The organism is Geothrix limicola (assembly GCF_030268085.1).
Classification (GTDB): Bacteria; Acidobacteriota; Holophagae; order Holophagales; family Holophagaceae; genus Geothrix; species Geothrix limicola.
Map to the genome: position 1 here is coordinate 128,210 of NZ_BSDE01000007.1, position 15,385 is coordinate 143,594.

Here is a 15,385-nt window from a genome sequence, read left to right on the forward strand (position 1 = left end):
GAACGGGTTCTATCGCGGGTCTTGGAAAGCGGGAATGGGGGTCTGAAATAAAGCGAAAAAAAAGGGATTGACGACCTGCGGCTCAACTCCTAAGTTGGAACGTATGAAAGCCAGTGATCTCACCAAACGCCAGCAGGCCGTCCTGAAGTTCATCCGCACCTTCGTGGAGAGCGAAGGGCGGAGTCCGACCTTGGCGGAGATCGCCAAAGGGGTGGGCTCCAGCGCCGTGTCCACCATCCACAAGCACGTCCAGCACCTCATGGACAAGGGCTTCCTCGTGCGCAGCCACGGGAAGGGCAACAACCTGGTGGTGGCGGCCGCAGCCGAGGCGGAGAGCGCGTCTTCGCGAACCCTGCGGAGCGAGCCCCGCGCCGAGGCGGCGCCCATCGTGCGCATCTTCCCCTTCTGCGGGGACGTGGCCGCGGGCTCGCCCATCCTGCCGGAAAGCCGCGCCCTGCCCATCGAAGTGCCCAACAGCATCCACCGCCAGCGGGACGAGCTGTTCGTGCTGCGCGTGCGGGGCGACTCCATGGTCGACGATGCCATTCTCGACGGGGATCTGGTCGTGTTGCAGCGCAAGGGCGAGTACCGGAATGGGGATCGTGTCGTCGCTCTCATCGACCGGGAAGAGGTGACACTCAAAGAATTTCGCCGCGACCCCAAGGGTGTGTGGCTGATCCCCCACAATCCCGAGCTGCAGCCACGCTGCTACGCGCCGCAGCAGGTCGACATCCAGGGCGTGCTCATCGGCGTCATGCGCAGCTGCTGAGGACCCGGAGATCCGGAGACCTTTCCTGAAAGCGGAGCATCCGAACGGATCTCCGCTTTCTTTTTCCGGTTCATCTGGAGTCGCTCGGCCGCGCAGGGGCGTTGAATCAGGAAAACCGTTCCCGGATGGCCCGGCCCATGGCCGCGGTGGAGAGGGTTCCGCCGAGATCGCGAGTTTTCGCGCCGGCGGCCAACGCGTCCGAAACCGCGGTCTCCAGCGCCGCGGCTTCAGGTTCCCAGCCCAGGTACCGGAAGAGCAGGGCGGTGCTGAGCAGCATGCCCACGGGATTGGCGAGGCCCTGGCCCGCGATGTCCGGGGCGGAGCCGTGGACGGGTTCGGCCAGGACCGCGCAGCGATGGGGCCGGTGGGGCGCGAAGCTGATCGAGGGGGCCACGCCCATGCCCCCGATGAAGGCCGCACAGAGATCGCTGATGAGGTCGCCCAGGTAGTTGTCGGCGGCGATGAGGCCGAAGGGCGTGGGATCCTGCACGAGGGCGCAGAGCAGGGCGTCGGCGTGCATGCCGCGGGCGTTCACCTCGGGGTGGGCTGCACGGAGTTCCTCGAAGACGCGCATCCAGAGCCCGTGGCCGTGCTTCAGGACGTTGGCCTTGTGGGCCAGCGTGAGCGGGCGGCCCAGCGACGCGGCGCGCGCGAAGGCGGCCTGAAGGAGCCGGCGCACGGCGGGTTCCGTATGCACGGAGAGATCCACGGCCCGCCCCACTTCCGTCGAACCCTGTAGGCAGTAGGAGCCTTCGGTGTTTTCGCGGAACACTTCGATGTCGACGGTGCGCGCGACAGAGAGGAAGGGTGGGCAGGGCCGGAAGTTCACGGTGAGTTCGAGGTCGCGCCGCAGCCGCAGGAGGATCTCCTCGGCGTGGCGTCCGTCCGGAACCCGCGGATCGCCCACGGCGCCGAAGAGGATGGCGTCGAAGTGATCGCGCAGATCTGTGAAGGCGGAATCTGGAAGGGTCTCCCCGGTGGCGAGGTAGTGGTCGGCTCCATAGGGAAAGGTCACGGTTTCGAGGGCGCGGCCCCGGTTCCGGGCCCATTCCAGGCAGGGCAGGGCCTCGGCCAGAACTTCGCCGCCGACACCGTCGCCGGGGATGAGGGCGATGCGAATGGGCTGAGCCAAGGTTCCACTCCTCTTGAAGAGCCGATGGTGCCACACTCCATTCTCTTTTCTCTTTCCGGAGGTCAGGCATGGATCGGAAATGGAGGGTCAGCATGGGAATCTTCGCGATGCTGGGACTGGCTTCGGCCGCCGACATCAAGGAAGGCATGAAGGCTCCGGCCTTCGAGGCGCAGGATCAGAACGGCATCACCGTCCGTCTCGCCGACTACCAGGGCAAGGCGAACGTGGTGCTCTACTTCTATCCCAAGGACGACACGCCGGGATGCACGGCCCAGGCCTGCAGCCTGCGGGATGGCTTCGCGGCGATCAAGGCCGCCGGCGCCGTGATCCTCGGCGTGAGCGCCGATACGACTCAGAGCCACAGGGCTTTCGCGGAGAAGTTCCACCTGCCCTTCAGCATCCTCGCGGACCCCGACAAGCGCATCATCGAGGCCTATGGCGTGAAAATGCCTCTGGTCGGATTTGCCAAGCGGGTCACCTTCCTGATTGATCGCCAGGGTCTCGTGCGGAAGGTCATCACGGATACCCGCACGAAGGATCATGACCAGCAGGTGCTCGCCCTGCTGAAGGGAATGTCCTAGGGGATTCCTGCATTTGCATTGAGACAGAGGCCGTTTCCAAGCTAGACTTCGTGATCCACTACGAGGTCCTGGAATGGTGTTCTTCAACCACGCCACCCGGCAGATGACGGCGAAAATCGTCTATTACGGGCCCGGTCTGTGCGGAAAGACCACCAACCTCAACACCATTTACGGCAAGACGAGCCAGAAGGCCCGCGGCGAAATGGTGAGCCTCAACACCGAGACTGATCGAACGCTCTTTTTCGATCTGCTGCCCATGGATGTGGGCATGGTCGGTGGTTTCAAGACCAAGCTCCAGCTCTACACGGTGCCTGGGCAGGTGTTCTACAACAGCACCCGCAAGCTCGTGCTGAAGGGCGTGGACGGCATCGTCTTCGTGGTGGACAGCCAGACGCCGATGCTGGACGCCTGCAAGGAGAGTTACCAGAACCTGGAGGAGAACCTCCGGGAACTGGGCCTCAGCCTGAACGACATCCCCATGGTCTTTCAGTGGAACAAGCGCGACCTGCGCAATGTCGTGCCCGTGGAGGATCTGGAGGCGGCCTTCAACCCCAAGGGGCATCCCAGCTTTCAATCGGTGGCCTCCGATGGCTCGGGCGTTTTCGAAACGCTGCGGGGGATCACCAAGCTGGCCCTCTTCCACATCAAGACCAACGTGCTGGGCGAATCCCAGATCGCCGTGGCACCTCCACCGGTCACCTCGGCGGTACCGATGGCTCCCATGCCCGAACCGTCCCGCCCTTCGGTGGAGCCCCTCACCCTATCGGACCTTCCCTCTGTCACCGACCTGCTCGACATGGAAGGCTCGTCCTACGGCGCCGTGGCCGGGGCCGCGCCCCTGCCGGACGAGGACGAGGATTCGGGCTTCTACATCGAGGCGCCTGTGTTGCCCGAACATCCGGGAGCCGCGGACGATGACATCGCATTCCTGGTGGACGAAGTGCCTCCGCCCGAACCTGCGCCGGAGGCCTTGCCCGCAGTCCCCCTGGCCTCTGCCGAGCCCGTGCCCAGCCCGGAGCCTGTCCCGGCCCCGCCTGAAGCGGCGCCCGCGGCGCTCCCTGTCAAGGCTCCGGTCCTGTCACCTGAACCCGGGCCGCAACACCCTCCTCTCGCGACACCCGCCCATGCGCACAAGCCACCCTCGAAGGTGGATCCCCTGGCGGCCCTGGCCTCGTTGAAGGTGGAAGCCAAGAAGCCGGTGGCCAAGCCCAAATCCATCGACCACAAGGACGCGATCAACTCGCTGTTGGGTGAGCTGACCATGGTGGGCCGCTCGGGGGCACCCTCCGTGCTGCGCCTGGAGGTGCCCGCTGAGATGGACGGGCAGGACATCGAGGTGGTGGTCCAGCTGCGTTTCCAGGGCCAGGTGCTGACGGAAGGCCAGATCCACCGTCCGGCGCCAGGCAAGGGCAGCACGGCGAAGCTTAGCGTCGAACTGAAGCGGAGCTGAGGTGCGCCTTCCGCTCCTGCTCTGCCTGGCCCTGTCACCGGCATTCGCTGGTCCGCCCGGGTGGTGGGTGGCCTTCAGCAAGGGGCCCGCCCTGGAAAGCCGCTTCCGCCAGGAGAGCGATAGCGCGGTGTTCGGAAAGCTGTCTCGGGAAGGCCGTCTGGCCCTGGCCCGCGGAGGCAAGCTGCGCGTGGCCTACAATGGTGGCCTCACTGTCACCTGCGACGGCCACTACCTGGTGCAGTACGACCCGGATACCCGCACGGCCCAGCGGGTCGAGCTGGCCCGTGCCGTGCGGGATTTCCCGCTGCTGGGCATCCTGCTGGACCCGGCGCGGCTGGAACGCCTGTACAGAGTGGACACCTATGGCGGCGAGACCGTGAAGCTCACGCCCAAGGAGGCCGGCCTGCCTGAATTGAAGGCCACCGGACGCCGCGGGCTGCTGGGCACCCTGGAGTGGACGGATCCGACCGGAGCGCGGCAGAAGCTGGAGCTGCTGGACGCGAAGGTGCCGGCCAGCCTGGCACCGGACCTCTTCAAGACCCAGGTTCCGGCGGGCACCCGCTGGTCTACTCCGAACGGCTGAAGGCGTCGAATCGCTCCGGCTGCGGGAAGCGGATGCGCAGCCAGGCATCGAGCTCGGGCACGGTGTCGAACAGGTGCTCCGCGCCCGCGGCGAGGAGTTCCTCGCGGGTGCCGTAACCCCAGCCCACGCCGATGGCCTCCAGGCCGTGATCGCGGGCGGCAACCATGTCCACGCCGCGATCGCCGATGAACACGCCTCCGGGCCGGACGGTGCCCTGCTTCACCAACCCGCCAAGCACCTCGGTCTTGGGCTGCCAGCGGCCCTTGAGGGTGCTTCCGAAGATGTCGTCGAAGATCAGGTTCAGGTCGAACTGGTAGGCGATGCGGCGGGCGAAGAGGCTGGGCTTGGCCGACACGATGTAGATGCGGTGGCCCTGCCGCTTGAGGCGGTGCAGGAGGTGGAAGACGCCGGGGTAGAGCTCGTGCTCGAAGACGCCGTCTTCCCGGTAGCGGTCCCAGTAGAAGTCGAGCGCGTCCTCCAGGCGGGCGGGGTCTTCCAGTCCCGGCAGGGTGGCCAGGGACTCGCGCATGCCGAAGCCGATCCAGCTGCGGATGGTGGCCTCATCGGGCAGGTCCAACCCGAAGGCGTCGCAGGTCTTCAGCAGACAGTTGCGCACGCCGAGCAGGGGATCCACGAGGGTCCCGTCCAGGTCGAAGCAGACGACCCCGGGGGCCGTCTCTTGGGATTCCATCACCAGTTACTTCTTCTCGCGGTTGTAGGCCGCGGTAGCGGCCCGGATGAAGGCGTGGGCCTCGTCCTTGCCGCCCCAGCCGTCGCTGGCCACGGTCTTGCGCTCGAGGTCCTTGTAGGTGAGGAAGAAGTGCTCGACCTCCAGCAGGAAATGCGGGGGCAGATCGCTGCGGGACGTTACGTGGGCGTAGGTGGGATCATCCGTGGCCACGGCGAGGATCTTGGCGTCGTGTCCCTTGTCATCCGTCATGCGCAGGATGCCGATGGGCCGGGCGCGGATGACGACACCCGGATAGGTCGATCCGTTGATGAGCACGAGGATGTCGGCGGGGTCGCCGTCTTCGGCCAGGGTGCCGGGAATGAAGCCGTATTCGGCGGGGTAGTGGAAGGGGGAGAACAGCACCCGGTCCACGTGCACCAGGCCCGTGTGATGGTCGATCTCGTACTTGATGCGGGATCCCGTCGGAATCTCGATGATCGCATTGACGATTTCAGGCGCCTGCTTGCCAGGATGCAGGTGGACCAGGGACATGGATGCTCCGTAAAGACGTCGATTTTCGCATATTCCTGGGCGGGCGTCCCGCAACCGTCGGAGCGTTTGAGTCATAAAGATTAAAAAAGGATTCAATGATGGCCCACTGAATCACCTTTGAGGCGTTTATTGCCGTGTTTTTCCCGGTGCGGCCTTTCAGGCGCACGTTTTTATTCAAAAATTAATCCATTCAGATGCCAGGACCGATGTCTGGCCCATCCATGGCGGGCCGGCTGATTGGGACATCAGGCGGGTGTCATTGGGGTCATGGGGGAACCATGGCGATCTCTTGAGGGCCACGGAACACACCGGCATCCGAGTCGGTCGGAGCCGGTCATTTGGTCAGGGAGGATTCGATGAATGACCGACCTGCATGGATGCTCCTGCTCGTCTCCGGATTGCTCAACGCCCAGGCGCCGCCCCCGAAGGATGTCAACCTGGCGGCTGAGCTGGAGGACCTGCTCAACACGCCCATCACGGTGGCTTCCACCAAGGCCATGACCCTCCGCGAAAGCCCGGGCATCATCACGGTCTTCAACCGAGACGAGATCGTGGCCTCCGGGGCGCGGGATCTGCTCGATGTCCTGAGGCTGGTGCCGGGCTTTGAAATCGGCACGGACACCCAGGGGGTCACCAGCGTATTCGTACGCGGCATCTGGGGCCACGAAGGCAAGGTGCTCATCCGCGTCGATGGCCAGGAGGCCAACGAACTTCGCTACGCCTGCCTCTACCTCGGCAACAGCTTCCTCACGGAGACCATCCAGCGCATCGAGATCATCCGCGGTCCCGGCAGCGCGACCTACGGCGGCTTCGCCGAACTGGCCGTGGTGAACATCGTGACCCGCGGGGCCGACGAGCTGAAGGGCGCATCGGGATCTGTGAGCCTCGGCCGAAACCCGGATGACTGGAGTCACCAGACGCTTTCGGCTTCGTACGGCGACACGGCCGGGGACTTCAAGTTCTCTCTGGCGGCGATGGGGTCCCGGGGCATCCGCTCCAACCATGATTTCGTCAGCTGGGATGGCGCCGGAACGACCACCGTGATTCCCATGAACCGCGATACCGGCTACCAGAACGATGCCAACGTGAACCTGGGTATCCAGGGCAAAGGGCTGGGTTTCCGCTTCATCGAGGATCGCTACGCCACCTTCGACTACCAGTCCTCCACATATGCCCGCATGGAATTCAATCACCGGTACGCGGAACTGAGCTACGCCTGGAAGGTGGCGGATGGCTTCACGCTGACACCCAAGGTCAATTACAAGCTCAGCCAGCCCTGGTTCTATCCCTCTCTGGAAGCCTCCAACGACAAGCAGGTGACCCGCCTCACGGGCGAGGTGCAGGGCATCTGGGACGCGTCCAAGGAACTGAACATCGTCTTCGGCGCCCTGAGTTTCAAGGACGAGGGCAAGGCCAAGGGCGCCGGCCAGGTGTGGAGCAACGGCTCCGACACCATCAGCTACACCACCAAGGCCCTCTACGCGCAGGCCCTCTGGAACCTGCCCATCGTCAACGTGACATTGGGCGGGCGCTACGAGGATCACAGCGCCGCGGGGTCGGCCTTCGTGCCCCGCTTCGGGCTCACGAAGGTGATGGGCAAGTTCCACGCGAAGCTGCTGGTGGCGCGCGCCTTCAGAACCCCCGTCATCGAGAATCTTGAAGGCGGCCCCATCCATCCCGAGAAGACCACGGCCTATGAAGTGGAAGCGGGCTACCAGCTCACGCCCCAGATGATCCTCACGGTGAACGGCTTCAACCTGAAGATCGAGGATCCCATCGTCTACGCCAACACTTCGTTGACGGGATCCTACGCGAACCTTCCGCAGACCGGCAGCCAGGGCCTGGAGGCGACGTTGGCCGTCCGCGGCGGCTGGGGCTACCTGAACCTGACCGGGGCCTACTACCAGGCGAAGGACAACCAGGTGCCCGACTACGCGGTACCGCAGAACGACCGCACCCTGCTGGGCGCGCCGCGCCTGAAGTTCACGGCCTACGCCAACTTCATCCTCACCTCGTCGTTCAGCCTCGCGCCTTCGGTGGTCCACACCGGTTCGCGCTACTTCTACGACCAGGCCCACCCCGTTCAGCCGGGACAGCAGGAGGCCAGGACCATCCTGAACCTGTTCGGGAACTACCGGTTCCAGGCCCTCAAGCTGCTCGCGTCGCTGGGCGTCTCCAACCTCACCGACGAAAAACTCTATTACGCAGGAGGCTATCTGTCCGCGCCGTCTCCCAACCCCGCCCAGGGACGGGAGATCACCTTCCGACTTGGATACAACTTCTAGGAGGCTGTATGTCCGTTCGATCGCGTCTTTCTCTCGGAATGCTCGCGGGCGCATGGGTGCTCGCGGCGGGCCTGAACGCCTGGGCCGGGGACATCCCTCCCGCCGTCCAGGCGAAGTTCGTCAAAATCCTCGCGGCCGCTGCGGGTTCGCCCGGCAAGGTGGCCTGCAAGGATGCGGAGGTGCTGGCCGAGCTTGAAAAGATCGGCGTGTCCCAGGATGCGGGCGCCAAGGTCGCCTGGGCCAAGAGCGGGGAAGTCGGCGCCCTGAAGGCCGCGGGCAAGTTCATCATCTGCTCGAAGCTGGACGACCTTCCCAAGGGCGGTTCCATCGCCATCGTGGAAGAGGGCGGCAAGCCGCAGATCTACCTCCACATGGGCAACATCTCGGCCTCGGGTGTGACCCTGTCGGACAGTGTCCTCAAGATCGGGAAACGCCTATAGCCCCGTGGCCGGGGCAGGATCAGCGGCGGCGGCGGGAAGCCGCAGATGCACTGTCGTACCCCGGCCCACCTGGCTTTCGACGAAGAGCAGGCCACCGTGGGCCACGATGATGCGGTGGCACACCGCCAGGCCCAGCCCCGTGCCTCCGCCGAAGGTGCTGAAGAAGGGATCGAAGATCTTGGCCAGCGCCTCGGCAGGGATGCCGCAGCCGTTGTCGGACAGGGTGAAGTGCCAGCAGGGCTGGCCGTCCATCTGCTCTTCCACGGCGTTGAGGCTCATCCGGGGGGCCTCGGTGTCCTCCATGGCGCGGGTGGCGTTCTGGAGCAGGTTCTGGGCGACCTGGCGCAGCAGGTCCGGATCGCCGCGCCAGGCGGCCTGTTCGGGAATCAGGTTCTCCCAGGGCACCGTCTCGGCGAGGGTGGCGTGGCGCAGGGCCTCTTCCCACAGGTGACGCAGGGACACGGTGCCGGCCTTGGGCTGGAGGTCGCGGCTGAAGGCGAGGGTGTTGCCGACGACGCGGTTGAGGCGCTTGACGCCCTCCTGCATCTTGCGCGCGAGTTCGAGTGGGCCCGGCTGTTCGGCGAGATCCTCCACGAGCATGCCGGAGAAGAGCGAGAGGCTGCCCAGCGGGTTGCGGATCTCGTGGGCCAGTTCGGCGGCCATGCGGCCCATGGCCGCCAGGCGGTCTTCGCGCGTGGCCTGCTGGGCCCGCAGCACGGCCTCGGTGACATCGCGCAGGGTGACGATGGTGCCGCCGTGGGGCGCGGAACGCCGTTCCTCTTCGAAGATCAACTCCCGGCCTTCGGGGGTCTGGAAGCGGCGCTGCCCGCCGGGGCTGCCGATCTCCCAGGGGGCCGGATCCTGGAGGAAGCGCCCTTCGAGCCCCTGGGGCCGGTTGGTGAATCGCAGCGAACCGTCCTCGGCGAGCACCCATATGGCGAAGGGGACGGCCTCGATCACTGTTTGGAGCTCGCCCTGGAGCTGGCCCAGCTGCGCCTGCAGGGCCTCGTAGCGGGCCTGCAGGTGCTCGGAGGCGGCGGTGAAGGCCTCGAAGGCCTCGAGGAGCTGGCGCGGATCCGGATGGGCCTGCGCGGCGTCGCTCATAGCGGGGCCGGGCGTTCCAGCAGGCGGTTCATGGCTTCGCGTTCTTCGCCCTTGGGCTCGGCTTCCACGGTTTTCTGCAGCGCGGCGCGGGCTTCGGGGGTGCCCAGGGCCGCCAGGGCCTTGGCGGCGGCCAGGCGAATGGGCGGGGCCTCGCCGCCGCCGAAGAAACCCTTCTTGCGGATGCATTCGAGGAGGACGGGCAGGGATTTCGGCGAGGCGATGTGGCCGAGGGTATCCAGGGCCTGGACCCGGATCCGTTCCGTCACCCGCTTATCCTGGGCCAGCTCCGTGACCTGGGGCAGGCCGACTTCGGAGCGCAGCTGCCCGAGCGCGAAGAGGATCTCCTGCATGGTCTCCCCGTCCGTGTCCTTCATGCGCGCGATCAGGTGGGGTTCAGCCACGGGCCCGCCCAGCTTCCAGAGGGCCCGCACGGCCGTGCGGCGCACGCGGGGTTCCGGGTGGCGCAGGAGGGGAAGGATGGCCTGGACGCAGCTGGCGTCGCCCAGATCGGACAGGAGGGTCAGGGCGTTGCGCACGAGGAACCAGGCCGGCGCGCTCAACGCGTCCAGGAGGGCGGGCAGGGCGGCGGGTCCCAGGCTGCGGACGGATTCCACGAGGCGCCCACGCCGGGTGCGGTCGGCCTCGTCGCCGAGCCGGCTCACCAGGTGCCGGGCCATGGGATCTCCGATGAATTCCAGGTAGGGGTGCACTTCCCGGATCATCTGGTCGCGTTCTAAGGCGAAGGCGTGGGTGATGACCTCGTCGAGGAGTTGCGGCCGGTGGAGGGCCGCCCGGAGCCGCGCCAGGGCCTCGTTGCGCCAGGGATGCTGTTCGTCCAGGAAGGCGCAGAGGCCTTCGAGTTCCTGGATGTCGGAAATGACGGCGCCGAATTCGCCGCGGTGGACGAGGGCCGCGAGCAGGGATTCAAGGGCGTCCGTGGTCCAGCGGTGAATCGGGGGATCGGGTTCCCAGGCGAAATGCGCGCGCAGCGCGTCGGCCAGCGGGCCCTCGCTGTCGGGCGGCAGACCGGGGTCGCGGGCCCAGCGCGCCACGCCCGAAAGGGTCTGGCCACCCAGGAAGCGCAGGTCGGGGCGGTCGCTGCTGAGCGTTTCAACCAGCACTTCCTGGACCCGGAGGAATTCGTCGAAACGGCGCACCTCCAGCAGCTCGCGGAGGAAGGCCAGACGCTGCTCGAGGCTCAGTTCGAAGAGGCCGCCCTCCTCGAGCACCCTGAGCAGCTTGGCTTCCAGGCTGAGGCCCTCCCAGTCCAGGTGCCGCAGGAGCAGTTCGGCCTGGGAGGTGTCCTGGCCGGCGATGCGCAGATGGGAGGTGAGGGTCCGCACCAGGCGCTCGCGGTCGCCGAGCGGGCGCAGGATGTCCTGGATGGGGCCCTTCAGTTGGCCCCAGGAGGTTCCCTTGGCCAGCAGGCTGCTCGTGGCCACGGCGAGGATCTCGCCCGCCAGCGCCTTCACGCCCAGACCCAATCCGGCGGGGTGTTCCGGCAGGCTGCCCAGGCCCGCCAGGAGGCCCAATTGGACCTCGGGTGTGAGACCCATGAGCACCTGGCGGAGGGTGCCGAGCTGGCCGGGCGTCGGCATGCCTTCGCCCAGGCCCAGTTCGCGGCCCAGGGGCCCCAGGCCGCTGAGGTCGGCGGGGCCGAAGCCGCGCAGGGATCCCAGATCGTCGCGATCCGAGCCGCCCGAGGCCAATCCGCCGGATCCCTGGCCTCCGAGCCCCAACCCACCGGGGCCGAGGATCCCGGCCCCCGGCCCGCCCGCGCCGGGGCTTCCCGAGCTCAGGCCATTGGCCGCGCCGCCCTTGGCGATGGAGGCCAGCAGGGCCTCGCGGATGAACTTGACGAGGTTCTCGGGGGACTGCGAAGGCGGCGGGGCGGGGGAGAAGGCCGGCGCCTTTTCGGTGGAACCGGATTCTTCGCCTTCCGAGACCTCCTGGTAGCGGGTCTGGGAAACACGGATGCGCAGCACGCCCGAGGAGCGCAGCAGTTCCTCGAAGCCGCCCAGCTCCTCGAGCTTCTGGGGTTTGGTGGCCAGGCCGAAGAGGAAGGTGAGCAGTTCGTCGGGCGTGACGCCGCGTTCGAAGACGAAGCCGCCGATGCCGCGTTCGGAGACGAGCCGCACCAGGGCCGAGACATGGGGGCTGCGGGTGTCCTGCACCTGCCCGTCCAGGAAGGCCTTGGAGCCCGAGACGACGAACTGGACGCGCTCCTGATCCAGCAGCCAGGCCTCGAGGATGGTGTGGGCGACGGCCAGGCTTTCCTGGGCGCGCGGATGCGAGGCGGTGTACATCTGCAGCGCCTTGAGGGCCACGGCCAAACTCTGGGCAAGCTGCAGGAAGTCGCTCATGGGGGCGTCATCTCCATGGGATCGGACCACTCGCGGCGCAGTTGGGCGTAGTGGGCCTCGAGAAAGGCGAGCCTGCGCAGGCCCTCCGCCTTGGCGGGCTCGGTGTTGAAGCTGGCGGTGATGCCGCGGGCCAGGTCCAGCCATGCCTCCCCGCGCTGAAGGATGTCCGCGGTGGTGATGGGCTGGAAGGCGCCGCTGATGCAGCCGAAGTGGATGAGGCTGGCCGCGCCGATCTTGCTGAGCTTGTCGCAGTCCCAGAGGCAGGCCGTTTCAACGGGCTCCAGACGCTTCGTGAGCTTGAGACCCACATGATGCTCGATGGCGTGTCGCACGGCTGGGATCTTCGCGGTGGGGAAATCCGTGCCCGCGAGGATCTGCTCCACCTGGGCGGAGGCGTCCTGCGCGTGGGTGTCCTTGCCCTTGGGATCCTTGAGGCGTTTGGCGACGTCGTGCAGCCAGGCGGCGCACTCCACCACCTCCGCGTCTGCGCCGACGGCGGGCGCCAGCCAGCGGGCCAGCAGCACCGCCGCGTAGGTGTGTTCGAAGCGGTAGTTGAAGATGGGCTTGTAGCCCCCCTCGACCTCGTGGCCGATGCCCCAGAAGCGGATCGAATCGGCGTCTGAAAAACGCCGGAGCGCCTGCTCGCAAGCGGTCCGCCAGGGGGTGGGCTGGGTCATCTAATGGGCTTCCTGATGGGCGCGGAGGGCGCCGAGGGTGGCGTGGATTTCCTCAAACATCGCGCGATCGGACCAGGGCGCGCAAGCCTGGGACAGGCGGTCCAGCAGGGGCTTCAGGCCGGTGGCGGGGGCCATGCCCAGGATGCGGATGCCCTCCAGGGCCATGCGGGCCTCGATGGCCAGCACCTGCTCCAGGGCCTCCACCGCGCGCAGCAGCTTGCGGGCGGCGATGGGGCCCATGCTCACGTGATCTTCTTTGCCGGCGCTGGTGGGGATGGTGTCCACGCAGGCCGGATGGGCCAGACCCTTCATTTCGCTGACGAGGGCCGCCGAGGTGACGTGGGCCATCATGAAGCCGGATTCGAGGCCGCCGTTTTGGGTGAGGAAGGCCGGCAGATCCGAGTAGGCCGGGTTCACCAGGCGCTCCTGGCGGCGCTCGGAGATGCTGGCCAGATCCGCGGCGGCGATGGCGAGCACGTCGCAGGCGAAGGCCGGGTACTGGCCGTGGAAGTTGCCGCCCGAGCGGGATTCCTGGGTGTCGGTGAAGATCATCGGGTTGTCGGTGGCGCTGTTCAGTTCGCGTTCCAGGATGGCTCCGGCAAAGCCCAGGGCATCCCGGGTGACGCCGTGGACCTGGGGCAGGCAGCGCAGGCTGTAGGCATCCTGCACGCGGTGGCAGTCGCGGTGGCTGTCGGCGATCTCGCTGCTGGTGCCGAGGATCTCCCGCATGCGCTCGGCCACGGCGATCTGGCCGGGGTGGGGTCGAGCCGCGTGGATGCGCGGGTCGAAGGCCGCGCGGGTGCCGCGCAGGGCCTCCAGGCTGAGGGCCGCGACTTCATCGGCCAGGGCCGCCAGGCGGGTGAACTTTTCCAATGCCAGGTTACCCAGCGACGTGATGAGCTGGGTGCCGTTGATGAGGGCCAGGCCCTCCTTCGCCTGCAGCACCACGGGCTTGAGGCCCGCCTGGGCGAGGGCCTCGCCGCCGGGGATCTGGCGGTCGCCCGACCAAGCCAGCCCTTCGCCGACGAGCAGCAGGGCCATGTGGGCCAGGGGGGCCAGGTCGCCGCTGGCGCCCACGCTGCCCTGGCAGGGCACGACGGGCACCACATTCTTGTTGAGGCATTCGGCCAGCAGGCGGATGGGCTCGGGGCGGATGCCGCTGTGGGCCTTCAGCAGGCAGTTGATGCGGGCGGCCATGAGGGCGCGGGTCTGATCCTTGGGCAGGGGTTCGCCCACGCCGGCGGAATGGCTGCGGATGAGGTTGAGCTGGAGCAGCTGCAGCTGATCGGGGGCGATGACGACGGTGGCGAACTGGCCGAAGCCCGTGTTGATGCCATAGACCGTGCGCCCTTCGGCCACGATGCGGTCCACCACGGCCCGGTTCTCGGCGACGAGCGCGAGGGCGCCCTCGTCGAGGCTGACGCCTTCGCCCGCGGCGATGCGCGCCAGCAGGGGCGCGGTGAGGGAACGGCCATCCAGATGGATCATGGGACTTCCTTGCGGGAAAGGGTGAGGGCCAGCATCAGGGCCAGGCCCAGGGTGAGTCCTGCGACGGTGTACGTGGTCTGTCCGCCCCAGCGGGCGAAGGTGAAGGTGCCGACGGCGGGCCCGATGATGCGGCCCATGCCAGTCATGGCGTTGATCACGCCGAAGAGCCCGCCCTGTTCTTCAGGGGGCGTCAGGCGGCTGGCCAGGGCCGTGCCGGCCGTGTTGCCCATGCCGCTGCCCCAGGAGAGCGGGATGAAGAGCAGGACGAAGGGCCACATCCAGGGCGCCTTGGGCATCAGGGGCAGGGTCACGCCCATGAGTACGAGGCCCGTGATGAGCGCCACCCGCTCGGGGATGCGCTTGGCGACCACGCGCACGAGGCCGCCCTGGTAGATCACGAGGAGGATGCCGATGCCCGCGAAGAGGTAGCCCACTTCGCGTTGATGGAAATCGAAGCGCTGATGGACCATGAGGGCGAAGGTGCCCTCCATCATGGCGAAGCCCGCCATGGCCAGCAGGGATACGCCGAGGATCTGGGGCATGCCGGGCCGCTTCAGGGCCTTCACGAGGGCGTGGCCTCGGCTCTCGTGGGAGCGGGCCCGGGCGCGCACCTCGGGCGTGAGGGTCTCGGGCAGCCAGAACAGCACCATGAGCGAGGCCAGAAGCGAGAGGCCGCCCGCCACGAAGAAGGGCAGGTGCCAGCCGCGGGTGGCCAGCAGGTGGTGACCGAAGGCGCTGCCGCTGAGGAGGCCCGCCAGGGCGGGTCCCAGCACGAAGCCCAGGCCGAAGGCGGCGCCGATCATGCCCAGCACCTTGGAGCGTTCCTCGGGGGCCGAGGTGTCGGCCATGGCCGCCTGGGCCACGGAGATGTTGCCGCCGGTGATGCCGTCCAGGATGCGCGCCGCGAGCATCCACTCGAAGCGGCTCGTGAGGGCGAGCATGAGGTAGCCGATGGCGGATCCGACGAGGCTGATCCAGAGCACGGGCTTGCGGCCCGTCTTGTCGGAGATCCGGCCCAGGATCGGTGAGGCGATGAACTGCATGACGCTGTAGCTGAGGAAGCCCACTCCGGCCCAGAAGGCGCCCGGCGTGGTTCCCGCGCCGCCCAGGCCGAGGAAATGGTTGACGCTCGCCATCCAGTCGCTGGGATGGTCGGCGATGGCCTGCGCGTAGAGCGGCAGGATCGGGATGACGATGCCGAAGCCCAAAAGGTCGACGAAGACCGTGAGGAAAATGGCCATCCGGGCGCGTTTGGAAGACTGCATGCGGCTCTCCAGCCTCCCAGTGTAGC

The 15,385-nt window shown here is 67.2% G+C and carries 13 protein-coding genes and 1 pseudogene; 6 read left to right on the forward strand and 8 right to left on the reverse strand.

Going from position 1 to position 15,385, the window contains the following annotated elements:
* Positions 1–103: 103 nt before the first annotated feature.
* Positions 104–769, forward strand: a complete 666-nt coding sequence (gene lexA / locus QSJ34_RS15980) for a transcriptional repressor LexA (protein WP_285577117.1) — start codon at positions 104–106, stop codon at positions 767–769.
* Positions 770–875: 106 nt separating this feature from the next.
* Here the strand turns inward: lexA and QSJ34_RS15985 are convergent, their stop codons facing one another.
* Complete coding sequence (locus QSJ34_RS15985; RefSeq protein WP_285577119.1) at positions 876–1,901, reverse strand: isocitrate/isopropylmalate dehydrogenase family protein; 1,026 nt, start codon at positions 1,899–1,901, stop codon at positions 876–878.
* A 92-nt stretch (positions 1,902–1,993) separates the two neighbouring features.
* Here QSJ34_RS15985 and QSJ34_RS15990 point away from each other — a divergent pair, with 92 nt between their 5' ends.
* From QSJ34_RS15990 to QSJ34_RS16000, 3 genes and pseudogenes are all read left to right on the forward strand, one after another.
* On the forward strand, positions 1,994–2,482 hold the full coding sequence (locus QSJ34_RS15990) for a peroxiredoxin (RefSeq protein ID WP_285577121.1): 489 nt from the start codon (positions 1,994–1,996) through the stop codon (positions 2,480–2,482).
* A gap of 73 nt (positions 2,483–2,555) precedes the next feature.
* A pseudogene (locus QSJ34_RS18590) lies at positions 2,556–3,131 on the forward strand (GTP-binding protein); the annotation flags it as partial.
* Between the two features lie 802 nt (positions 3,132–3,933).
* Entirely contained in the window at positions 3,934–4,515 is a 582-nt protein-coding gene (locus QSJ34_RS16000) for a LolA family protein (RefSeq protein ID WP_285577125.1), read from the forward strand.
* On the opposite strand, the gene QSJ34_RS16005 is transcribed toward QSJ34_RS16000, so the two are convergent.
* Together QSJ34_RS16005 and QSJ34_RS16010 are read right to left on the reverse strand one after the other, a co-directional pair.
* Positions 4,499–5,206: an HAD hydrolase-like protein gene (locus QSJ34_RS16005; RefSeq protein ID WP_285577295.1), complete on the reverse strand. Its 708-nt coding sequence runs from the start codon at positions 5,204–5,206 to the stop codon at positions 4,499–4,501. The two genes, QSJ34_RS16000 and QSJ34_RS16005, sit on opposite strands and share 17 nt — an antisense overlap.
* A gap of 6 nt (positions 5,207–5,212) precedes the next feature.
* Positions 5,213–5,737 (reverse strand): inorganic diphosphatase, encoded by a 525-nt coding sequence (locus tag QSJ34_RS16010; protein WP_285577127.1) that lies wholly within the window; start codon positions 5,735–5,737, stop codon positions 5,213–5,215.
* A gap of 356 nt (positions 5,738–6,093) precedes the next feature.
* Between QSJ34_RS16010 and QSJ34_RS16015 the strand changes: the two genes are divergently transcribed.
* Positions 6,094–8,022, forward strand: coding sequence for a TonB-dependent receptor plug domain-containing protein (locus tag QSJ34_RS16015; RefSeq protein WP_285577128.1), 1,929 nt, complete (start codon positions 6,094–6,096; stop codon positions 8,020–8,022).
* Positions 8,023–8,030: 8 nt separating this feature from the next.
* A complete protein-coding gene (locus tag QSJ34_RS16020) occupies positions 8,031–8,462 on the forward strand; it encodes a hypothetical protein (protein ID WP_285577129.1) in 432 nt (143 codons plus the stop codon).
* On the opposite strand, the gene QSJ34_RS16025 is transcribed toward QSJ34_RS16020, so the two are convergent.
* Genes QSJ34_RS16025 through QSJ34_RS16045 form a run of 5 tightly spaced genes read right to left on the reverse strand, consistent with a single transcriptional unit; the run spans position 8,457 to position 15,359 of the window.
* Positions 8,457–9,566, reverse strand: coding sequence for a sensor histidine kinase (locus QSJ34_RS16025; protein WP_285577130.1), 1,110 nt, complete (start codon positions 9,564–9,566; stop codon positions 8,457–8,459). The genes QSJ34_RS16020 and QSJ34_RS16025 overlap by 6 nt on opposite strands.
* Positions 9,563–11,929, reverse strand: coding sequence for a HEAT repeat domain-containing protein (locus QSJ34_RS16030; RefSeq protein WP_285577131.1), 2,367 nt, complete (start codon positions 11,927–11,929; stop codon positions 9,563–9,565). Before QSJ34_RS16030 ends, QSJ34_RS16025 begins: the two co-directional genes overlap by 4 nt.
* The gene (locus QSJ34_RS16035; protein WP_285577132.1) at positions 11,926–12,606 is read right to left on the reverse strand and encodes an HD domain-containing protein; all 681 of its coding nucleotides are present in this window, start codon (positions 12,604–12,606) and stop codon (positions 11,926–11,928) included. The genes QSJ34_RS16030 and QSJ34_RS16035 overlap by 4 nt, the downstream gene beginning before the upstream one ends.
* Positions 12,607–14,094: a histidine ammonia-lyase gene (gene hutH / locus QSJ34_RS16040; RefSeq protein WP_285577134.1), complete on the reverse strand. Its 1,488-nt coding sequence runs from the start codon at positions 14,092–14,094 to the stop codon at positions 12,607–12,609. It lies immediately after the preceding gene.
* Positions 14,091–15,359, reverse strand: coding sequence for an MFS transporter (locus QSJ34_RS16045; protein WP_285577136.1), 1,269 nt, complete (start codon positions 15,357–15,359; stop codon positions 14,091–14,093). Before QSJ34_RS16045 ends, hutH begins: the two co-directional genes overlap by 4 nt.
* Positions 15,360–15,385: the final 26 nt, after the last annotated feature.

What these genes read in the sequence shown, in the direction of transcription:
- lexA (WP_285577117.1), top strand. Translation starts at nt 104, where the DNA reads ATGAAAGCCAGTGATCTCACCAAACGCCAGCAGGCCGTCCTGAAGTTC.
- QSJ34_RS15990 (WP_285577121.1), top strand. Translation starts at nt 1,994, where the DNA reads ATGGGAATCTTCGCGATGCTGGGACTGGCTTCGGCCGCCGACATCAAG.
- QSJ34_RS16005 (WP_285577295.1), bottom strand. Translation starts at nt 5,206, where the DNA reads ATGGAATCCCAAGAGACGGCCCCCGGGGTCGTCTGCTTCGACCTGGAC.
- QSJ34_RS16010 (WP_285577127.1), bottom strand. Translation starts at nt 5,737, where the DNA reads ATGTCCCTGGTCCACCTGCATCCTGGCAAGCAGGCGCCTGAAATCGTC.
- QSJ34_RS16015 (WP_285577128.1), top strand. Translation starts at nt 6,094, where the DNA reads ATGAATGACCGACCTGCATGGATGCTCCTGCTCGTCTCCGGATTGCTC.
- QSJ34_RS16020 (WP_285577129.1), top strand. Translation starts at nt 8,031, where the DNA reads ATGTCCGTTCGATCGCGTCTTTCTCTCGGAATGCTCGCGGGCGCATGG.
- QSJ34_RS16025 (WP_285577130.1), bottom strand. Translation starts at nt 9,566, where the DNA reads ATGAGCGACGCCGCGCAGGCCCATCCGGATCCGCGCCAGCTCCTCGAG.
- QSJ34_RS16030 (WP_285577131.1), bottom strand. Translation starts at nt 11,929, where the DNA reads ATGAGCGACTTCCTGCAGCTTGCCCAGAGTTTGGCCGTGGCCCTCAAG.
- QSJ34_RS16035 (WP_285577132.1), bottom strand. Translation starts at nt 12,606, where the DNA reads ATGACCCAGCCCACCCCCTGGCGGACCGCTTGCGAGCAGGCGCTCCGG.
- hutH (WP_285577134.1), bottom strand. Translation starts at nt 14,094, where the DNA reads ATGATCCATCTGGATGGCCGTTCCCTCACCGCGCCCCTGCTGGCGCGC.
- QSJ34_RS16045 (WP_285577136.1), bottom strand. Translation starts at nt 15,359, where the DNA reads ATGCAGTCTTCCAAACGCGCCCGGATGGCCATTTTCCTCACGGTCTTC.